Here is a 15,248-nt window from a genome sequence, read left to right as displayed (position 1 = left end):
AGCGTGTGCCGGTCGACCGGCGTGGTTCGGGGAGCCAGCGCGCTGCGGTCGACTGGCCGCGACCAGCCAACCGGCGGCGGCCGGACGCGATCCGGCTCGCCGCCGGCCTTGGCGGACTCGCCGTGGCCGTGATCGTCGAAGGGTGGTTCGGGCTGCTCGGCGGGGTCCTGACCGCGTTCCTTCTGGACGTGCTGCTGCGGCGGATCGAGCCGCCGGCCGTGCGCAGACGTCGGCTGCGGGAGGCCGCCGACCTGCCGCTCGCCGCCGACCTACTGGCTGCGGCGATGCGGGCAGGTGCCCCGGTGGACCGATCGGTGTTGGCCGTCGCGGAGGCGCTGGACGGCCCGCTCGCTGACCGGCTGGCCCGGGTCGGTCGCACGCTGCTGCTCGGCGGCGGTCCGGCGGAGGCGTGGTCCGCGCTGGACGGAGTCTCGGGTGCGGACCGGTTGGCGGCGGCCGCGGCGCGCTCGGCCAACAGTGGTGCCGCCCTGGCCGGTGCGCTGACCCGGCTCGCCGACGACCTGCGCGCCGACCGTGCCACCGCCGCCGAGGCGTCGGCCCGCCGGGCGGGGGTGCTCATCGTCCTACCGCTGGGGCTCTGCTTCCTGCCCGCGTTCATTCTCGCCGGTCTGGTGCCGGTGATCGTCGCCGTCCTCGGCGACGTGCTCTGATCCATCGAGAAGGGAAACAGCCATGCGCAAACTCATCGGCCGCCTGCGCGGCGACGCCGGGATGAACACCGCCGAGTACGCCGTCGGCACGCTCGCCGCGGTCGCCTTCGCCGGGATCCTGTTGAAGGTCTTGACCTCCGGCAACGTCCAGTCGGCGTTGACCGCCGTCATCGACCGGGCGCTGAAGTGACCGGGCGCCGGCAGGCCGGACCCGGTCGGGAATCCAGCGCCGGCGGGCTGACGTCCACCGGCACGCGGAGACCCGGTCGGGTCGCCAGAGGCGCTCGGAGGTTCTCGGGGCTGCCCGGCGGCGGGCGGCGACTCGTCGGCGGAGACCGGGGGTCCTTCACCGCCGAACTGGCGGCCGGCCTGCCGGCGCTGGTCTTGCTCCTGCTCGCCGGACTGACCGCCGTCAACGCCGTCGGTACCCAGGCGAGTTGCCTGCACGCGGCCCGGGAGGCGGCGCTGGCCGCAGCCCGGGGCGCGGACGGCAGCACCGATGGCCGGGGTGCGGGGCCGCCGGGCGCGGAGATGTCGGTGTCGATCGACGGCGAGCGGGTGTATGTGACGGTGCGCGCGCCCGTACGCACCCTGGGCGGTCGACTACCACGAATCACCGTGGTCGCCACCGCCGTCGCGGCCCTCGAACCGGGTGCAGGGGAGCTGGACCAATGAACCACCGGGCGACGGACGGACCACGGCACCAACACCGCAGACGCTGGCACAACGATCGCCCGGACGCTGAGCGACGAGACACCCGGTCCCAGGGCGAGCGGCTTGAGGGCGGGCGGTCTGAGGGTGAGCGGTTCGAGGGCGGGCGGTCCCAGGGCGAGCGGCTTGAGGGCGGGCGGTCGGACGGCGACCGGGGTGGGGCGACCGTCGTGCTGCTGGCGGTAGGGCTGGTCTTCGTGCTGGTCGGGACGTTCGGTGCGGCCGTCGCCGTGGCGGCGATGGCCGCTCAGCGGGCGGCGGTGGCAGCCGACCTCGGCGCGCTGGCCGGAGCCGGCAAGGCGCTGGACGGCGACGTGGGGGCCTGCGCGTCGGCCCTGGACGTCGTCGACCGCAACGGCGGACGGCTGGTCGCCTGTCGTCTCGACGGGCTCGACGTGCTGGTGACCGTCGAGGTGGCGGTCACGCCACTGCCCGGCCTGACCCGGGTCGCGGTGTCGACAGCGCGAGCAGGCCCGGTACGCGGCTGAGCGCTCGGACCGGACCGGGCGGCGATTCGTCTACGACATCAACTCCACAGCGTCGCCGACCGGGAGTGGGCATCGGCTTCTCGAACGCGGCAGCGACCGGTCACCAACCGGGCCGCGCTGCGACCGGGTCACCAATCGGGCCGCGCCCGAACGGTCACCGGCTGGGGCTGCGCCCGACGGCCTGCTGGCCGGGACGTGGGCAGGGTGCCCGCGTCCCGGCCGGCGATCGGGGATGTGCACGTCGGTTGGGTCAGCGCGCCTGCAGCGCGTCGAGCGCCACGGCCATCGCGATGACGAGACGGCGGTCGAGCTGCGGGTTCTGCACCTCGACGACGTACTTGTCGCGCAGGCCCCACTTCTTCACCACGGTGAAGCCCGGCTGGCCGCCGGCGGTGAAGTCGAAGTGGTACGGCAGCCAGGACAGCGAGTCGACGAACCGGCGCAGCAGCGCCACCGGCAGGCTGCGCTCCTGGCCCGTGACCTGCGGCAGACCGGCCTGCTCGACGTGCCAGGTGGACCGCAGCAGCGACTGGGCGAAGTCCTTACGGAACAGGCCGATCGGGTTGCCGGCCGCGTCGGTGACGTCGTACGTGGCGCCGAGGTCGAGGCGCTGGCGGGCCTTGAAGCCGAGCAGGGGCTGCTGCTTGGAGTCGTCGGTGTAGATCGTCACCTGCTCCTTGAAGGCGAGCCGCTTCTGCTGCGCGAACGCCAACAGCTCACCCTCGGTGCCGTCCGGGGAGACCGCCCGGACCTCGTACTGGTTGACCATCATCCGCAGCCGCTGGCGGACGTGAAACTGGTGCTGGCTCTGCAAGTTGTCGAGCTGCATCTGATCTCCTCAGGGGATGGTGCGCCGGAGTCTCGCACAGCCCGACAACCTCTGCGGGCCCGCGCCCCCGGCGCTCTCTTCCCCGGCCGGTCCGGTCGATCCCTGCGAAGGTCAGCGGCTCTCGGCGGTAGCGGCGCGCAGCGCCCAGCCGTTGAGGACCTGGTGGATGCCGCGCAGCCGTTCGTTGATCTGCTCCAGTCGTTCCGCCTGAGCCAGAGCGGCCAGCGCGGATCCGAGCGCGATCTGCTGATCGAGGGTGAGTTGTTCCTGGTCGATGGTGTAGAGCAGGTCGACGGTCTCGGCGATGGTGTCGGCCACGGCTTCTCCTCGGGGCGCGGGGGTGAACGGCTGGACAGGCATCGATGGAAGCGCTCCCACATCATTGTGCCCCGTGCCCGGTGGATTCATGCAAGGGCCGATCAGGCGGGCAGGTTCGCGAGCACCACGTCGAGGACGCGGATCGCGTCCGGCTTGGAGAGCGGATTGTTGCCGTTGCCGCACTTCGGCGACTGCACACACGACGGGCAGCCGGTTTCGCAGCCGCACTCCGCTATCGCGTCCCGGGTGGCCCGCAGCCACGCCGACGCCGTCCCGTACGCCCGCTCCGCGAAGCCGGCGCCACCCGGATGCCCGTCGTAGACGAAGACGGTCGGCGCCTCCGTGTCCGGGTGCACCGCCGTGGAGAGACCGCCGATGTCCCACCGGTCGCAGGTGGCCATCAGAGGCAGCAGACCGATCGCGGCATGCTCGGCCGCGTGCAGCGCGCCCGGCACGTCGGCCGGCTGGACTCCGGCGGCAGCCAACGACTGCGGCGACAGGGTGAACCAGACCGCCACCGTGCGCAGCTCACGGGTGGGCAGGTCGAGCGGCCGGGTGTCGATCACCTCACCGGTGGCGATCCGGCGCCGCTGGTACGACACCACCTGGCTGGTCACGTCCACCTCACCGAGGAACATGCCGACCGGACCGGCGTCCACGTAGGAGCGCACCGACACCACGGACAGGTCGGTGACATCCCGCGCGTGGGTGGACCAGTCTGGCTCCTCGACGTGCACCAGCGCGCAACCGTCGGCGAGGTCCAACTCGTCCACCACGTACGAGACGCCCTGGTGCAGGTAGACGGCGCCGGAATGGAGTAGGAAGTGCGAGGAGCCGCCGTCGACCGTTCCGAGCAGCCGGCCGGTGGCCGACTCGACCACGCAGACCGGTGCGCCGCCCTCGCCGCGCAAATCCACCTCGGGGCGTTCCCGGTGCCGCCAGTACCAGCCGGTGGGTCGCTGCCGTAGCGCACCGGCCGCCACCAGCTCGTCGATCGCCTCCTTCGCCCCGTCGCCGAAGAGCGCCAGGTCGGCCGGGGTGAGGGGCGCCTCCACCGCGGCGCAGGCCAGCTGTGGGGCCAGCACGTACGGGTTGGCCGGGTCGAGGACCGTCGCCTCCACCGGCGCCCCGAAGATGGCCTCCGGATGGTGCACCAGATAGGTGTCGAGCGGGTCGTCCCGGGCCACCAGCACCGCGAGCGCCTCCTGCCCGGAGCGCCCGGCGCGGCCCGCCTGCTGCCACAGCGACGCCCGGGTGCCCGGGTAGCCGCAGATCAGCACCGCGTCGAGCCCGATCAGGTCGACGCCCAGCTCCAGCGCGTTGGTGGAGGCCAGACCGAGCAGGTCACCGTGCAGCAGAGCCCGCTCCAGCTCACGGCGTTCCTCGCGCAGGTAGCCACCCCGGTAGGCGGCCACCCGGTCGCCGAGGCCGGGCACCGCGTCGTCCAGCGCCCGTCGCGCGCTGGCCGCCACCACCTCGGCGCCCTTGCGGGACCGGACGAACGCGAGCGTGCGTACCCCCTCGGCGACCGTGTCGGCGAGCAGGTCCGCGGTCTCGCGCAGCGCCGACCGGCGGACCTGGACGAGATCCGTCATGGCGTCGTGGTCGCCGGCCGCCTGCGGGGGCACCGCGGACGCGGCGGTGGAGTCGGGTGGCAGCAGCGGCGGCTCCCAGAGCGCGAAGGTCACCCCGCCGCGCGGTGACGCGTCCTCGGTGACCGCCGTCACCGGTAGGCCGGTCAGCCGCCCGGCCGCGGTCGCCGGGTCGCCGGAGGTCGCCGAGGCGAGCACGAACACCGGCGTGGCCCCGAACCGGGCGCACTGCCGGCGAAGCCGACGCAGCACGTGCGCCACGTGCGAGCCGAACACGCCCCGGTAGGTGTGGCACTCGTCGATCACCACGTACGCGAGGCGGCGCAAAAAACCGGACCACTGGGCGTGCCCGGGCAGGATGCCGTGGTGCAGCATGTCCGGGTTGGTCAGCACGAATCGGGAGTGCCGGCGGATCCACTCCCGCTCGGCGCGCGGAGTGTCCCCGTCGTAGCAGGCCGGACGTACCCCCTCCAGCTCCAGCGCGGCGACGGCCCGTAGCTGGTCGGCGGCGAGCGCCTTGGTCGGTGCCAGGTACAGCACGGTGGCCCGCGGGTCGGCGAGCAGCGTCGCCAGCGCCGGGAGCTGGTACGCCATCGACTTGCCGGACGCGGTGCCGGTGGCGACCACGACGTGCCCGCCGTCGTACGCCAGGTTGGCGGCCTCGGCCTGGTGCCGCCAGGGCGCGACCACGCCACGCCGGGCGAACGCCGCGCGCAGTTCCGTCGGTGCCCACGGCGGCCACGGCGCGGGCTCACCGGCGCGGGCCGGCACCCGTTCCACGTGGGTGACCGGGTCGCCGGCGCCCCGGGCGCGCAGCCGACGCAACAGGTCGCCCGGGGTTGGCCCAGGGCCGGGACCTGCGGATACGGTGGCGCTGGCCGACGGCTTCAGGTCGAGCCGCGGCGACAGGCGCGCGGAGCTGAAGTCGTCGGAGGTCACGCCCTGCACTCTCGCACTGGTGTTCGGAGATGAAAAGTCGGGCCGGGGGGTAAAGGGAAGCCTCCGCCGGCGACCGCAGGGTGTCCCGGCGGTAATGGTTAGATGCCCAAGAGAGTTTACGGCTCTGGCGAGGAGGACCGATGGAGCTGTCACTGGCGACCCGCACTGTGGGTGAGCACACGGTGCTCGAGGTCGGCGGTGAGGTGGACGTCTACACCGCGCCCCGGCTCCGCGAACGGCTCCTCGAACTGATCGACGGTGGCGCCCGGCACGTGGTGGTCGACCTCGGTCGGGTGGACTTCCTCGACTCCACCGGGCTGGGCGTGTTGGTCGGCGCGCTCAAGCGGCTGCGGACGGCCGGCGGCTCGTTCGCCCTGGTCTGCGACAAGGAGCCGTTGCTCAAGATCTTCCGGATCACCGCGTTGGACCAGGTGTTCCCGTTGCATTCGACGGTCGATGCCGCGGTCGGCGCGGAGCCGACCGGTGCCAACGCGTGATGGCGACAGTCCGGCTCTCCTTCTCACCGGCACCGGTGCACGTGCGCACCGCCCGGCTGGTCGGCGTCGCCGTCGCCCGGCGCGCCGGGGTTCGTGAGGACCTGCTGGACGAGGTACGGCTGGCCATCGGCGAGGCCTGCACCCGGGCGGTCGCCCTGCACCGCCAGTACGGCCTGCCCGATCCGGTGCTGGTGGAGATGTCCGACTCCGGCTCGTACGCGGTGCGGGTGGTCGACCGCGCGCCGATCGAGGCGGGCATCGGACTGGCCGCGCTGCCGCCGGACGCGCTGGCCAACGAGTCGCTCACCGATGAGGCGTTGACCACCGGTGTCGGCTTCGCGTTGCTGGCCGGTTTCGTCGAGGACCTGCAGGTGCGCCCGGTCGACGACGGTGTCGGCACCGAGGTGCGGATGGTGTGGCCGGTCGGCCGCTGACCCGCAACTGCTGCATGAAGGCCGCATCCCCGTCGGGATGCGGTCTTCTTGTCATGGACCGATCCCTATATCAGATTTCGTTTCATAACACAGCGACGAAGATCATCGAGACACGGTGCCACCTGGGTGTGACCTCTGACACTGTGGAGGGCTACAGTACCCGGGTTGTCAGCAAGTGACCCATCCCGCAGCCAGCGGGTATGGGTGGTCATCGCTGGTCCGCTGGGGTGGGTTGGCGCGCTTGCGATTCCGCATCCAGGCGCTGGTCGGTGCGTCTCCACCCACCGGCGCGAGTGTTCGGTAACAGGAGGACACAGATGTCCGAGACCTTGGCCGCCGACGGCGGCGGGCTTTCCCTTACCGGAAGCAATGTCACGTACGTCGTCATCGCCGCGGTAATCGCGCTGGTGGCGCTCGTCTTCGCCGCCGCCCTCACAAAGGCGGTGCTGGCAGCCGGCAAGGGCACCACGAACATGCAGGAGATCTCGGGGGCGGTCCAGGAGGGCGCCTCCGCCTACCTGCTCCGCCAATTCCGCACCCTGGCGATCTTCGTCGTGATCGCTGTGGTGCTGCTCTTCCTGCTGCCGGTGCACGACACCGACGGCAACGAGACGGCCGTGAAGATCGGCCGCTCGCTCTTCTTCGTGGTGGGCGCCCTGTTCAGCGCGTTCATCGGCGGCGCCGGCATGTGGCTGGCCACCCGCGCCAACCTGCGGGTCGCCGCCGCCGCCCGGGAGCGACAGGGTGGCCGCGAGGCCGCCATGAAGATCGCCTTCCGGACCGGCGGCGTGGTCGGCTTCCTCACCGTCGGCCTCGGGCTCTTCGGTGCGGCGCTGGTCGTCCTGGTCTACCGGGGCGACGCGCCGACCGTGCTGGAGGGCTTCGGCTTCGGCGCCGCGCTGCTCGCGATGTTCATGCGGGTCGGCGGCGGCATCTTCACCAAGGCCGCCGACGTCGGCGCCGACCTGGTCGGCAAGGTCGAGCAGGGCATCCCCGAGGACGACCCGCGCAACGCCGCCACCATCGCCGACAACGTGGGCGACAACGTCGGTGACTGCGCCGGCATGGCCGCCGACCTGTTCGAGTCGTACGCGGTGACGCTGGTCGCCGCGCTGATCCTCGGCCGGGCCGCGTTCGGCGAGGACGGGCTGGTCTTCCCGCTGATCATCTCCACGATCGGTGTGCTGATCGCGATCGTCGGCGTCTTCATCACCCGGCTGCGCACGTCCGACCGCAGCGGCCTCACCGCGATCAACCGGGCCTTCTACCTCTCGGCGGTGCTCTCCGCGGTGCTGGTGGCGATCGCCGCGTACGCCTACCTGCCGGCGACCTTCGCCGAGTTGGAGGGCGGGCTCGACATCACCGACCGCGACCCGCGGTTGGTGGCCATCGGCGCGGTGGTGATCGGTATCGTGCTGGCCGCCGCGATCCAGGCGCTGACCGGCTACTTCACCGAGACCAACCGTCGGCCGGTGCAGGACATCGGCAAGAGCTCGCAGACCGGTGCCGCCACCGTCATCCTGGCCGGCATCAGCATCGGTCTGGAGTCGGCGGTCTACTCGGCGCTGCTGATCGGCGCCGGCGTCTTCGGGGCGTTCCTGCTCGGTGGCAGCTCCATCACGCTGTCGCTGTTCGCGGTCGCACTGGCCGGCACCGGCCTGCTCACCACGGTCGGCGTCATCGTCGCCATGGACACCTTCGGGCCGATCTCCGACAACGCCCAGGGCATCGCCGAGATGTCCGGCGACATCGACGAGCACGGCGCCCGGACGCTCACCGAACTGGACGCCGTCGGCAACACCACCAAGGCGATCACCAAGGGCATCGCGATCGCCACGGCGGTGCTCGCCGCGACCGCGCTGTTCGGCTCGTACACCGACACGCTCAGCAGCGCGTACGCGGACGCCGGCGTGGCCGACGTCGGCAACGAGATCCTCAACTCGCTGAACGTCGCCAACCCGCGCAACCTGGTCGGCCTGATCATCGGCGCGGCGGTGGTGTTCCTCTTCTCCGGGCTGGCCATCAACGCGGTGTCCCGCTCGGCCGGCGCCGTGGTGATGGAGGTCCGCCGGCAGTTCCGTGAGCTGCCCGGCATCATGGACCGCACCCAGCGTCCGGAGTACGGCAAGGTCGTGGACATCTGCACCCGGGACGCGCAGCGCGAGCTGATGACCCCCGGTCTGCTCGCCATCCTGGCGCCGATCGCGGTCGGTTTCGGTCTCGGGCCCGGCGCGCTCGCCGCCTACCTGGCCGGGGCGATCGGGGCGGGCACTCTGATGGCCGTCTTCCTGGCCAACTCCGGTGGCGCGTGGGACAACGCCAAGAAGCTGGTCGAGGACGGCGCGTACGGCGGCAAGGGCTCCGAGGCGCACGCCGCGACGGTCATCGGCGACACCGTCGGCGACCCGTTCAAGGACACCGCCGGCCCGGCGATCAACCCGCTGATCAAGGTGATGAACCTGGTCTCGCTGCTGATCGCGCCCGCCGTGGTGGCGTGGAGCGTCGGCGACGACCGCAACGTCGGCCTGCGGGTCGGCGTCGCGCTGGTCGCGACGCTGATCATCGTGGCGTCGGTGGTGTTCAGCAAGCGCAAGGGCATCGCGATGGACAGCTCCGACGCCGACGGCAACACCGGCGCGGGCAGCACCGACCACCGGCCGGAGACGGTCAACGCCTGACCATCAACGGCTCCAGGGTCCCCGGTCGACGTACGTGTCGGCCGGGGACCCCGCCCATCCGGACCGGTGCCACACCTGGCCGAAGGTCGTACGCTGCAACGCATGCGTACGTGCCGGGCGTCTGCCGCCGGAAAGTTCACGGTGGTCCTGGCCACGATCGTCGTCGTGCTCGCCGGCTGCGGAGGCGGCCCCAGCCCGCGGGCCTGGGCGGCCACGGTCTGCGGCGCGCTCACCCCGTGGCGTTCCGAGATCAGCAAGTTGACCAGCAGCACGGACGAGCAGATGACCGCGCAGACCACGCCGGCGCAGGCCAAGGAGAACCTGGTGCGGCTCTTCGGTGGGGCCGAGCAGGCCAGCGAGACCGCGCGCCGCAAGGTGGAGCAGGCCGGCGTGCCGGAGACCGACAACGGTGAGGCCATCTCCGCCGGCTTCCGCAACTCGCTGGAGAAGATGCGGGACGCCTACGGCCGCGCCCGGGACACCATCGACGGCTTGAGCACCACCGAGCCGGCCACCTTCTACGACGGCGTGCGGGCCGCCGTCGACACGCTCAACAAGGAGTACGACGCCAGCGCCCTGGACACCAGTCAGCTCAACTCCGAGGAGCTGAAACAAGCCTTCGACGAGGTGCCGGAGTGTCGCTGAGCGGGTTCGGTGACACTCCGGGGGCGCAGCCGCCCCCGGCGCTGTTCCCCGCGCCCGAGCCCGACGTGTCCGTGCCCGCGCGACGGCGTGGGACTCCGGCCCACCCCGACCCACCGGTCCCGGCCGAGGACGCCGGCCGGCAACTGGTCTTCTTCGGCGCCGATGCGGCCGAGCCGACGGTCGCCGACCTGGCCGGACTGCTCGCCGGGCCGGGTGAGGTGGTGCGGATGGGCGGCACCGCGCGCCTCTCCGTGCGGGTGGACGCCGCCTGGCGGGTGCACGTGCTCGTCGCCGAGCTGGGGCAGCGCGGGCTCGCGGCGAGCTGGGAGCCGACCGGGGACGAGCGACACGCCGTCCGTACGTCGTACACCCGGGTCTTGAAACCGCTCGCAGCCGCGTGGCTGCACGGCCCGGCGAAACGCCCACCGGCCACCTTCCATCTCACCGGGCGGCGGCTGCGGCTCTGGCTCGCGGCCGCCGGGACGCCGGAGCCGCCCGGCGGTTTCCTGCTGCGGCTCGGTGAGAGCGACCAGGAGTGCTGGGAACCGGTGGGCGCGGCACTCGCCGCCGTCGGGCTGGCCGGCACGCTGCTCGGCCCGGACGAGGACGGCCCGGCGTACCGGATCACCGGCCGCCGCCGGATGGCCCGCCTCGCCGAACTGGTCGGCGGCCCGCCCCCCGCCGCCCCACCCACCGCCTGGCCCCCCCGCCCCTAACCCCACCCCACCCCGCCCCCGCCCCCCGCCCCCCGCCCCCCGCCCCCCGCCCCCCGCCCCCGTGTCGATCATGGAGTTGTGGTGGTGGACGTAATGCTCTTGCGGGGTTAAAACGCCCACCACAAGTCCATGATCGACGCGGGTCGGCGGCGGCGGCGGGGTGTCTGGTGCCGGACAGTCCGGCCGGTCGATCCACGCGGAAAACGGGCGGGTCGGACCTCGGCCGAGGGTCCGCCATCGTCACAGTGACCCGCTTCGAGCCCTACCCACGGTGTACGGTGGCGCCGTCCGGCAGTGCCGAGCGCGGCGGGGCGGGAGTTGACCGCCGCGTGGAGGCGGTTTGCCGCCCGCGAAACCCGAAACGCGGGCGGCGCGTTACGTTGGACATCCGGATCGCCGGTGCGACGGCGGGGTCGAGAGCGGTCGCTGTCCGGGCGCCGGCAGGCCACGAGCAGGAGTGAGGTCGGGGAGAGACGTGCCGAGTAACGCTGGAACCACCCGTCTGGTCATCGTCGAGTCACCGGCGAAGGCCAAGACGATCTCGGGCTACCTCGGCCCGGGGTACGTCGTGGAGGCCAGCTTCGGTCACGTCCGCGACCTGCCGCGCAACGCCGCCGACGTGCCGGCCAAGTTCAAGGGCGAGTCCTGGGCCCGCCTCGGGGTGGACGTCGACAACGGCTTCCACGCGCTCTACGTCGTCTCCGCCGACCGCAAGCAGCAGATCAGCAAGCTGATGAAGCTGTCCAAGGAGGTCGACGAGATCTTCCTGGCGACGGATGAGGACCGCGAGGGCGAGGCGATCGCCTGGCACCTGGTGGAGACGCTCAAGCCCAAGGTGCCGGTCAAGCGGATGGTCTTCCACGAGATCACCAAGCCGGCGATCCAGGCGGCGGTGGCCAACCCCCGCGAGATCGACCGGGATCTGGTCGACGCCCAGGAGGCCCGACGGATCCTCGACCGGCTCTACGGCTACGAGGTCTCCCCGGTGCTGTGGAAGAAGGTCATGCCGAGGCTGTCGGCGGGCCGCGTCCAGTCCGTGGCGACCCGGATCGTGGTCGAGCGGGAACGGCAGCGGATGGCCTTCCGCACCGCCGAGTACTGGGACATCCTGGCCACCCTCGCGGTGACCAACGCCGGCGAGGGGCCGCGCACCTTCAACGCCACCCTGATCGCCCTCAACGGTGACCGGATCGCCACCGGCAAGGACTTCGAGCCCACCACGGGCCGCGTCCGGGCCGGCGCGGGTGTCGTCCACCTGGACGAGGGCGGGGCCCGTGGTCTCGCGGCCCGGCTCGACGGGCGGCCGTTCACGGTCACCCGGGTCGAGGAGAAGCCGTACCGCCGCCGCCCGTACGCGCCGTTCATCACCTCCACCCTCCAGCAGGAGGCGGCCCGCAAGCTGCGCCTGTCCTCGCAGCAGACGATGCGCACCGCGCAGCGGCTCTACGAGAACGGCTACATCACCTATATGCGTACCGACTCGGTCAACCTGTCGGAGACCGCCATCTCGGCGGCCCGCCGGCAGATCGTCGAGCTGTACGGCGAGCGCAGTGTGCCGCCGGAGCCGCGCCGCTACACCGGCAAGGTGAAGAACGCGCAGGAGGCGCACGAGGCGATCCGCCCGGCGGGGGACAACTTCCGTACCCCGGGCGAGGTGGCCAAGGAGTTGTCGGCCGAGGAGTTCAAGCTCTACGAGCTGATCTGGCGGCGGACCATCGCCTCGCAGATGACCGACGCGGTCGGCTCCAGCGTGTCGGTGCGCATCCGCGCGGTCTCCACCTCGCAGGAGGAGGCCGACTTCGGCGCGACCGGCAAGACCATCACCGACCCGGGCTTCCTGCGCGCGTACGTCGAGTCCAGCGACGACGAGAACGCCGAGGCCGAGGACGCCGAGCGTCGGCTGCCGACCCTGGTCAAGGACCAGCCGCTGACCGCCGACGAGCTGGCCGCGCAGGGGCACCACACCCAGCCCCCGTCGCGTTACACCGAAGCGTCGCTGGTCAAGGCCCTGGAAGAGCTGGGCATCGGCCGCCCGTCCACCTACGCGTCGATCATGCAGACGATCCAGGACCGGGGGTACGTCACCAAGCGCGGCCAGGCGATGATCCCGACCTTCCTGGCCTTCGCGGTGATCGGTCTGATGGAGCGGCACTACCCCCGCCTCATCGACTACGACTTCACCGCCACCATGGAGAACGAGCTGGACGAGATCGCCGGCGGTGACCACGCCGCGGTCGACTTCCTCACCGCGTTCTACTTCGGCAGCGCCAACGGCGCCGGCGATCAGGACATCGCCCGTTCCGGCGGGCTGAAGAAGCTGGTCACCGAGAACCTCAGCGACATCGACGCCCGCAGCGTCAACTCCATCCCGCTCTTCACCGACGACGACGGCCGTGAGGTCGTCGTGCGGGTCGGCCGGTACGGGCCGTACCTGCAGCGGGAGCTGCCCGGCGGCGAGCAGCCGACTCCGGCCGCCTCGGGTGAGGGCGAGGAGGGTGGCACCCAGGGCGACCGGGCACCGATCCCCGAGGGCCTGGCCCCGGACGAGCTGACCCCGGAGAAGGTGCACGAGCTGTTCCTCGGCGGCGGGGGTGAGCGCAAGCTCGGCGACGACCCCGCGACCGGCGAGCCGATCGTGCTCAAGTCCGGCCGGTTCGGCCCGTACGTGTCCAGCGGTGAGCGCAAGTCGTCGCTGCTGCGGACGCAGACTCCGGACTCGCTGACCCTGGAGGACGCGCTCAAGCTGCTCAGCCTGCCCCGGCTGGTCGGTGTCGCGCCGGACGGCGTCGAGGTGTTCGCGAACAACGGCCGCTACGGCCCGTACGTGAAGCGGGGCGAGGAGTTCCGCTCGCTGGAGTCCGAAGAGCAGATGTTCACCGTCGGCCTGGACGAGGCGCTGGCCCTGCTGGCCGCCCCGAAGACCCGTGGCCGGCGCGCCGCCGCACCGCCGCTGCGCGAGATGGGCGCCGACCCGGCGACCGAGAAGCCGCTGGTGATCAAGGACGGCCGCTTCGGCCCGTACGTCACCGACGGGGAGTTCAACGCGTCGCTGCGGCGCGGGCAGACCCCGGAGGCGCTGACCCTCGAGGAAGCCTCCGAGATGCTCGCCGAGAAGCGGGCCAAGGGTCCGGCGCCGCGGAAGAAGGCGGCGGCGAAGAAGGCTCCGGCCAAGAAGGCCACGGCGGCGAAGAAGGCCACGGCCACCAAGAAGACGGCCGCCGCCAGCAAGTCCACGGCCGCGAAGAAGACGACGACGGCCAAGGCGACCACGGCGAAGAAGGCCCCGGCGAAGAAGGCCGCCCCCCGCAAGGCCGCGTCCAGCACGGAGTAACTTTGCTCTAACGAGATCTTGGTACGTGAGCGCCCCTGGAGGGACCGTCTCGTACCAAGATCTACAGGAGTCCGTCAGGCGCCGAGGACGTGGGTCAGGTGGGGGTTGGTGAAGACCCGGTTCGGGTCGAGGCGGTCGCGGACGGCCTGGAAGTCCGCGAAGCGGGGGTACGCCGCCGCCAGCGAGGCGGCGTCGCGGTAGTGCAGCTTGCCCCAGTGCGGGCGGCCGCCCAGCCCGGCGGCGACCTCCTCGAAGGCCCGGAAGTACGGCTCGTACGGGGTGCCGACGTACTGGTGCACGGCGATGTACGCGTTGTCCCGGCCGTAGCCGTGCGAGAGCCAGATGTCGTCGGCGGCGGTGAAGCGCACCTCGACCGGGAAGAGCACCTTGAACGGCAGCCCTTCGACGATCCGTTGGAGCGCGGCGAGCGCCTCGGGTAGCGCCTCGCGGGGCAGCCCGTACTCCATCTCGACGAAGCGGACCCGGCGCGGGGTGCAGAAGACCCGGTCGGAGCGGCCGGTGTAGTGGCGTTCGGTGAGCGCTCGGGCGGAGACTGCGCTGATTCCCGGTGCGAGTGCCGGCACGGCCCGGCCGAGGCGGCAGGCGGCGGCGAAGACGGTGTTGGACAGGAAGTCGTCGTCCAGCCAGCCGCGCCAGCGGGGCAGGGGCCGGTCGTTGACGGGTACCCGGTTGTTGGTCTTGACCTGGACCCGGGACGTGTAGGGGAACCAGTAGAACTCGACGTGGTCGTGGCCGCCGACCAGCGCGGGTAGGTCGGCGAGCACGTCGGCCAGGGCGGCGGGGCGTTCGTGGGCGTGCAGCACGAAGGCGTCCACGCAGCGCAGGGTCACCTCCACCAGGACGCCGAGGGTGCCGAGGGACACCCGGGCGGCGGCGAGGACGTCGGGGTGTTCGTCCGCCGAGCAGCGCAGCACCTCGCCGGTGCCGGTGACCAGGGTGAGGGCCTCGACGAAGGTGGACAGGCAGCCGTAGCCGGCGCCGGTGCCGTGGGTGCCGGTGGAGATCGCCCCGGCGACGGTCTGCGCGTCGATGTCGCCGAGGTTGGGCAGCGCCAGGCCGTGCCGGGCGAGCAGGCCGTTGAGCGCGTGCAGGGTCATTCCCGCCGGCACGGTGACCAGTCGGCGCTCGACGTCGACGCTGACGGTGGTGGCCAGTTCGGAGAGGTCCATGCGTCGGTCGTCGGCGAGCGCGACGGCGGTGAACGAGTGGCCGCTGCCGGCCACCCGGATGCGGTGGCCGGTTGCCGCGGCGTCGAGGACGGCTTCGGTGACGTCGTCCGGCGAGGCGGGGCGCAGGATCGCGGTGGCGCTGCCACGCTGGTTACCGGCCCAGTTGGACCAGCGGGCGGTGAGCGGTGCCGTGCCGACCATGCGCACTC

The 15,248-nt window shown here is 72.1% G+C and carries 13 protein-coding genes and 1 pseudogene; 10 read left to right on the top strand and 4 right to left on the bottom strand.

Translation table 11 applies throughout. The annotated features are described in order from the left end of the window. The first annotated feature begins 89 nt into the window (after positions 1-89). The 4 genes and pseudogenes from O7620_RS22875 to O7620_RS22860 all read left to right on the top strand — a co-directional run. Entirely contained in the window at positions 90-671 is a 582-nt protein-coding gene (locus tag O7620_RS22875; RefSeq protein WP_278127114.1) for a type II secretion system F family protein, read from the top strand. A 22-nt stretch (positions 672-693) separates the two neighbouring features. Continuing rightward, on the top strand, positions 694-861 hold the full coding sequence (locus O7620_RS22870) for a DUF4244 domain-containing protein (protein WP_151492073.1): 168 nt from the start codon (positions 694-696) through the stop codon (positions 859-861). A gap of 110 nt (positions 862-971) precedes the next feature. Beyond that, entirely contained in the window at positions 972-1,346 is a 375-nt protein-coding gene (locus O7620_RS22865) for a TadE family type IV pilus minor pilin (protein WP_278127112.1), read from the top strand. A gap of 176 nt (positions 1,347-1,522) precedes the next feature. Next, a pseudogene (locus O7620_RS22860) lies at positions 1,523-1,870 on the top strand (Rv3654c family TadE-like protein); the annotation flags it as partial. A 250-nt stretch (positions 1,871-2,120) separates the two neighbouring features. Here O7620_RS22860 and O7620_RS22855 read toward each other — a convergent pair. The 3 genes from O7620_RS22855 to O7620_RS22845 all read right to left on the bottom strand — a co-directional run bounded on the left by O7620_RS22855 (position 2,121) and on the right by O7620_RS22845 (position 5,548). Continuing rightward, positions 2,121-2,699 carry a hypothetical protein gene (locus O7620_RS22855; RefSeq protein ID WP_278125030.1) on the bottom strand — a complete coding sequence of 193 codons (579 nt, stop codon included), beginning with the start codon at positions 2,697-2,699 and terminating at the stop codon, positions 2,121-2,123. 111 nt (positions 2,700-2,810) lie between these two features. Further along, positions 2,811-3,017 (bottom strand): hypothetical protein, encoded by a 207-nt coding sequence (locus O7620_RS22850; RefSeq protein ID WP_151492070.1) that lies wholly within the window; start codon positions 3,015-3,017, stop codon positions 2,811-2,813. 101 nt (positions 3,018-3,118) lie between these two features. After that, positions 3,119-5,548, bottom strand: a complete 2,430-nt coding sequence (locus tag O7620_RS22845; RefSeq protein WP_278125029.1) for a DEAD/DEAH box helicase — start codon at positions 5,546-5,548, stop codon at positions 3,119-3,121. 140 nt (positions 5,549-5,688) lie between these two features. On the opposite strand from O7620_RS22845, the gene O7620_RS22840 reads away from it, so the two are divergent. The 6 genes from O7620_RS22840 to topA all read left to right on the top strand — a co-directional run bounded on the left by O7620_RS22840 (position 5,689) and on the right by topA (position 13,849). Next, a complete protein-coding gene (locus O7620_RS22840) occupies positions 5,689-6,045 on the top strand; it encodes an STAS domain-containing protein (RefSeq protein ID WP_151492068.1) in 357 nt (118 codons plus the stop codon). Then, a complete protein-coding gene (locus O7620_RS22835; RefSeq protein ID WP_151492067.1) occupies positions 6,042-6,479 on the top strand; it encodes an ATP-binding protein in 438 nt (145 codons plus the stop codon). The genes O7620_RS22840 and O7620_RS22835 overlap by 4 nt, the downstream gene beginning before the upstream one ends. Before the next feature lie 317 nt (positions 6,480-6,796). Then, a complete protein-coding gene (locus tag O7620_RS22830; RefSeq protein WP_151492066.1) occupies positions 6,797-9,157 on the top strand; it encodes a sodium-translocating pyrophosphatase in 2,361 nt (786 codons plus the stop codon). 102 nt (positions 9,158-9,259) lie between these two features. Beyond that, positions 9,260-9,802, top strand: a complete 543-nt coding sequence (locus O7620_RS22825; RefSeq protein ID WP_151492065.1) for a hypothetical protein — start codon at positions 9,260-9,262, stop codon at positions 9,800-9,802. Continuing rightward, positions 9,793-10,518, top strand: a complete 726-nt coding sequence (locus O7620_RS22820) for a hypothetical protein (RefSeq protein ID WP_278125026.1) — start codon at positions 9,793-9,795, stop codon at positions 10,516-10,518. The genes O7620_RS22825 and O7620_RS22820 overlap by 10 nt, the downstream gene beginning before the upstream one ends. Before the next feature lie 475 nt (positions 10,519-10,993). Beyond that, positions 10,994-13,849: a type I DNA topoisomerase gene (gene topA / locus O7620_RS22815; RefSeq protein ID WP_278125024.1), complete on the top strand. Its 2,856-nt coding sequence runs from the start codon at positions 10,994-10,996 to the stop codon at positions 13,847-13,849. Between the two features lie 74 nt (positions 13,850-13,923). Here topA and O7620_RS22810 read toward each other — a convergent pair whose 3' ends face one another. Beyond that, complete coding sequence (locus O7620_RS22810) at positions 13,924-15,240, bottom strand: D-arabinono-1,4-lactone oxidase (protein WP_278125022.1); 1,317 nt, start codon at positions 15,238-15,240, stop codon at positions 13,924-13,926. Positions 15,241-15,248: the final 8 nt, after the last annotated feature.

The organism is Micromonospora sp. WMMD710 (assembly GCF_029626045.1).
Classification (GTDB): domain Bacteria; phylum Actinomycetota; class Actinomycetes; order Mycobacteriales; family Micromonosporaceae; genus Micromonospora.
This window is presented reverse-complemented; position numbering and strand designations above follow the sequence as displayed.

What these genes read in the sequence shown, in the direction of transcription:
- O7620_RS22870 (WP_151492073.1), top strand. Translation starts at nt 694, where the DNA reads ATGCGCAAACTCATCGGCCGCCTGCGCGGCGACGCCGGGATGAACACC.
- O7620_RS22855 (WP_278125030.1), bottom strand. Translation starts at nt 2,699, where the DNA reads ATGCAGCTCGACAACTTGCAGAGCCAGCACCAGTTTCACGTCCGCCAG.
- O7620_RS22840 (WP_151492068.1), top strand. Translation starts at nt 5,689, where the DNA reads ATGGAGCTGTCACTGGCGACCCGCACTGTGGGTGAGCACACGGTGCTC.
- O7620_RS22830 (WP_151492066.1), top strand. Translation starts at nt 6,797, where the DNA reads ATGTCCGAGACCTTGGCCGCCGACGGCGGCGGGCTTTCCCTTACCGGA.
- O7620_RS22825 (WP_151492065.1), top strand. Translation starts at nt 9,260, where the DNA reads ATGCGTACGTGCCGGGCGTCTGCCGCCGGAAAGTTCACGGTGGTCCTG.
- O7620_RS22810 (WP_278125022.1), bottom strand. Translation starts at nt 15,240, where the DNA reads ATGGTCGGCACGGCACCGCTCACCGCCCGCTGGTCCAACTGGGCCGGT.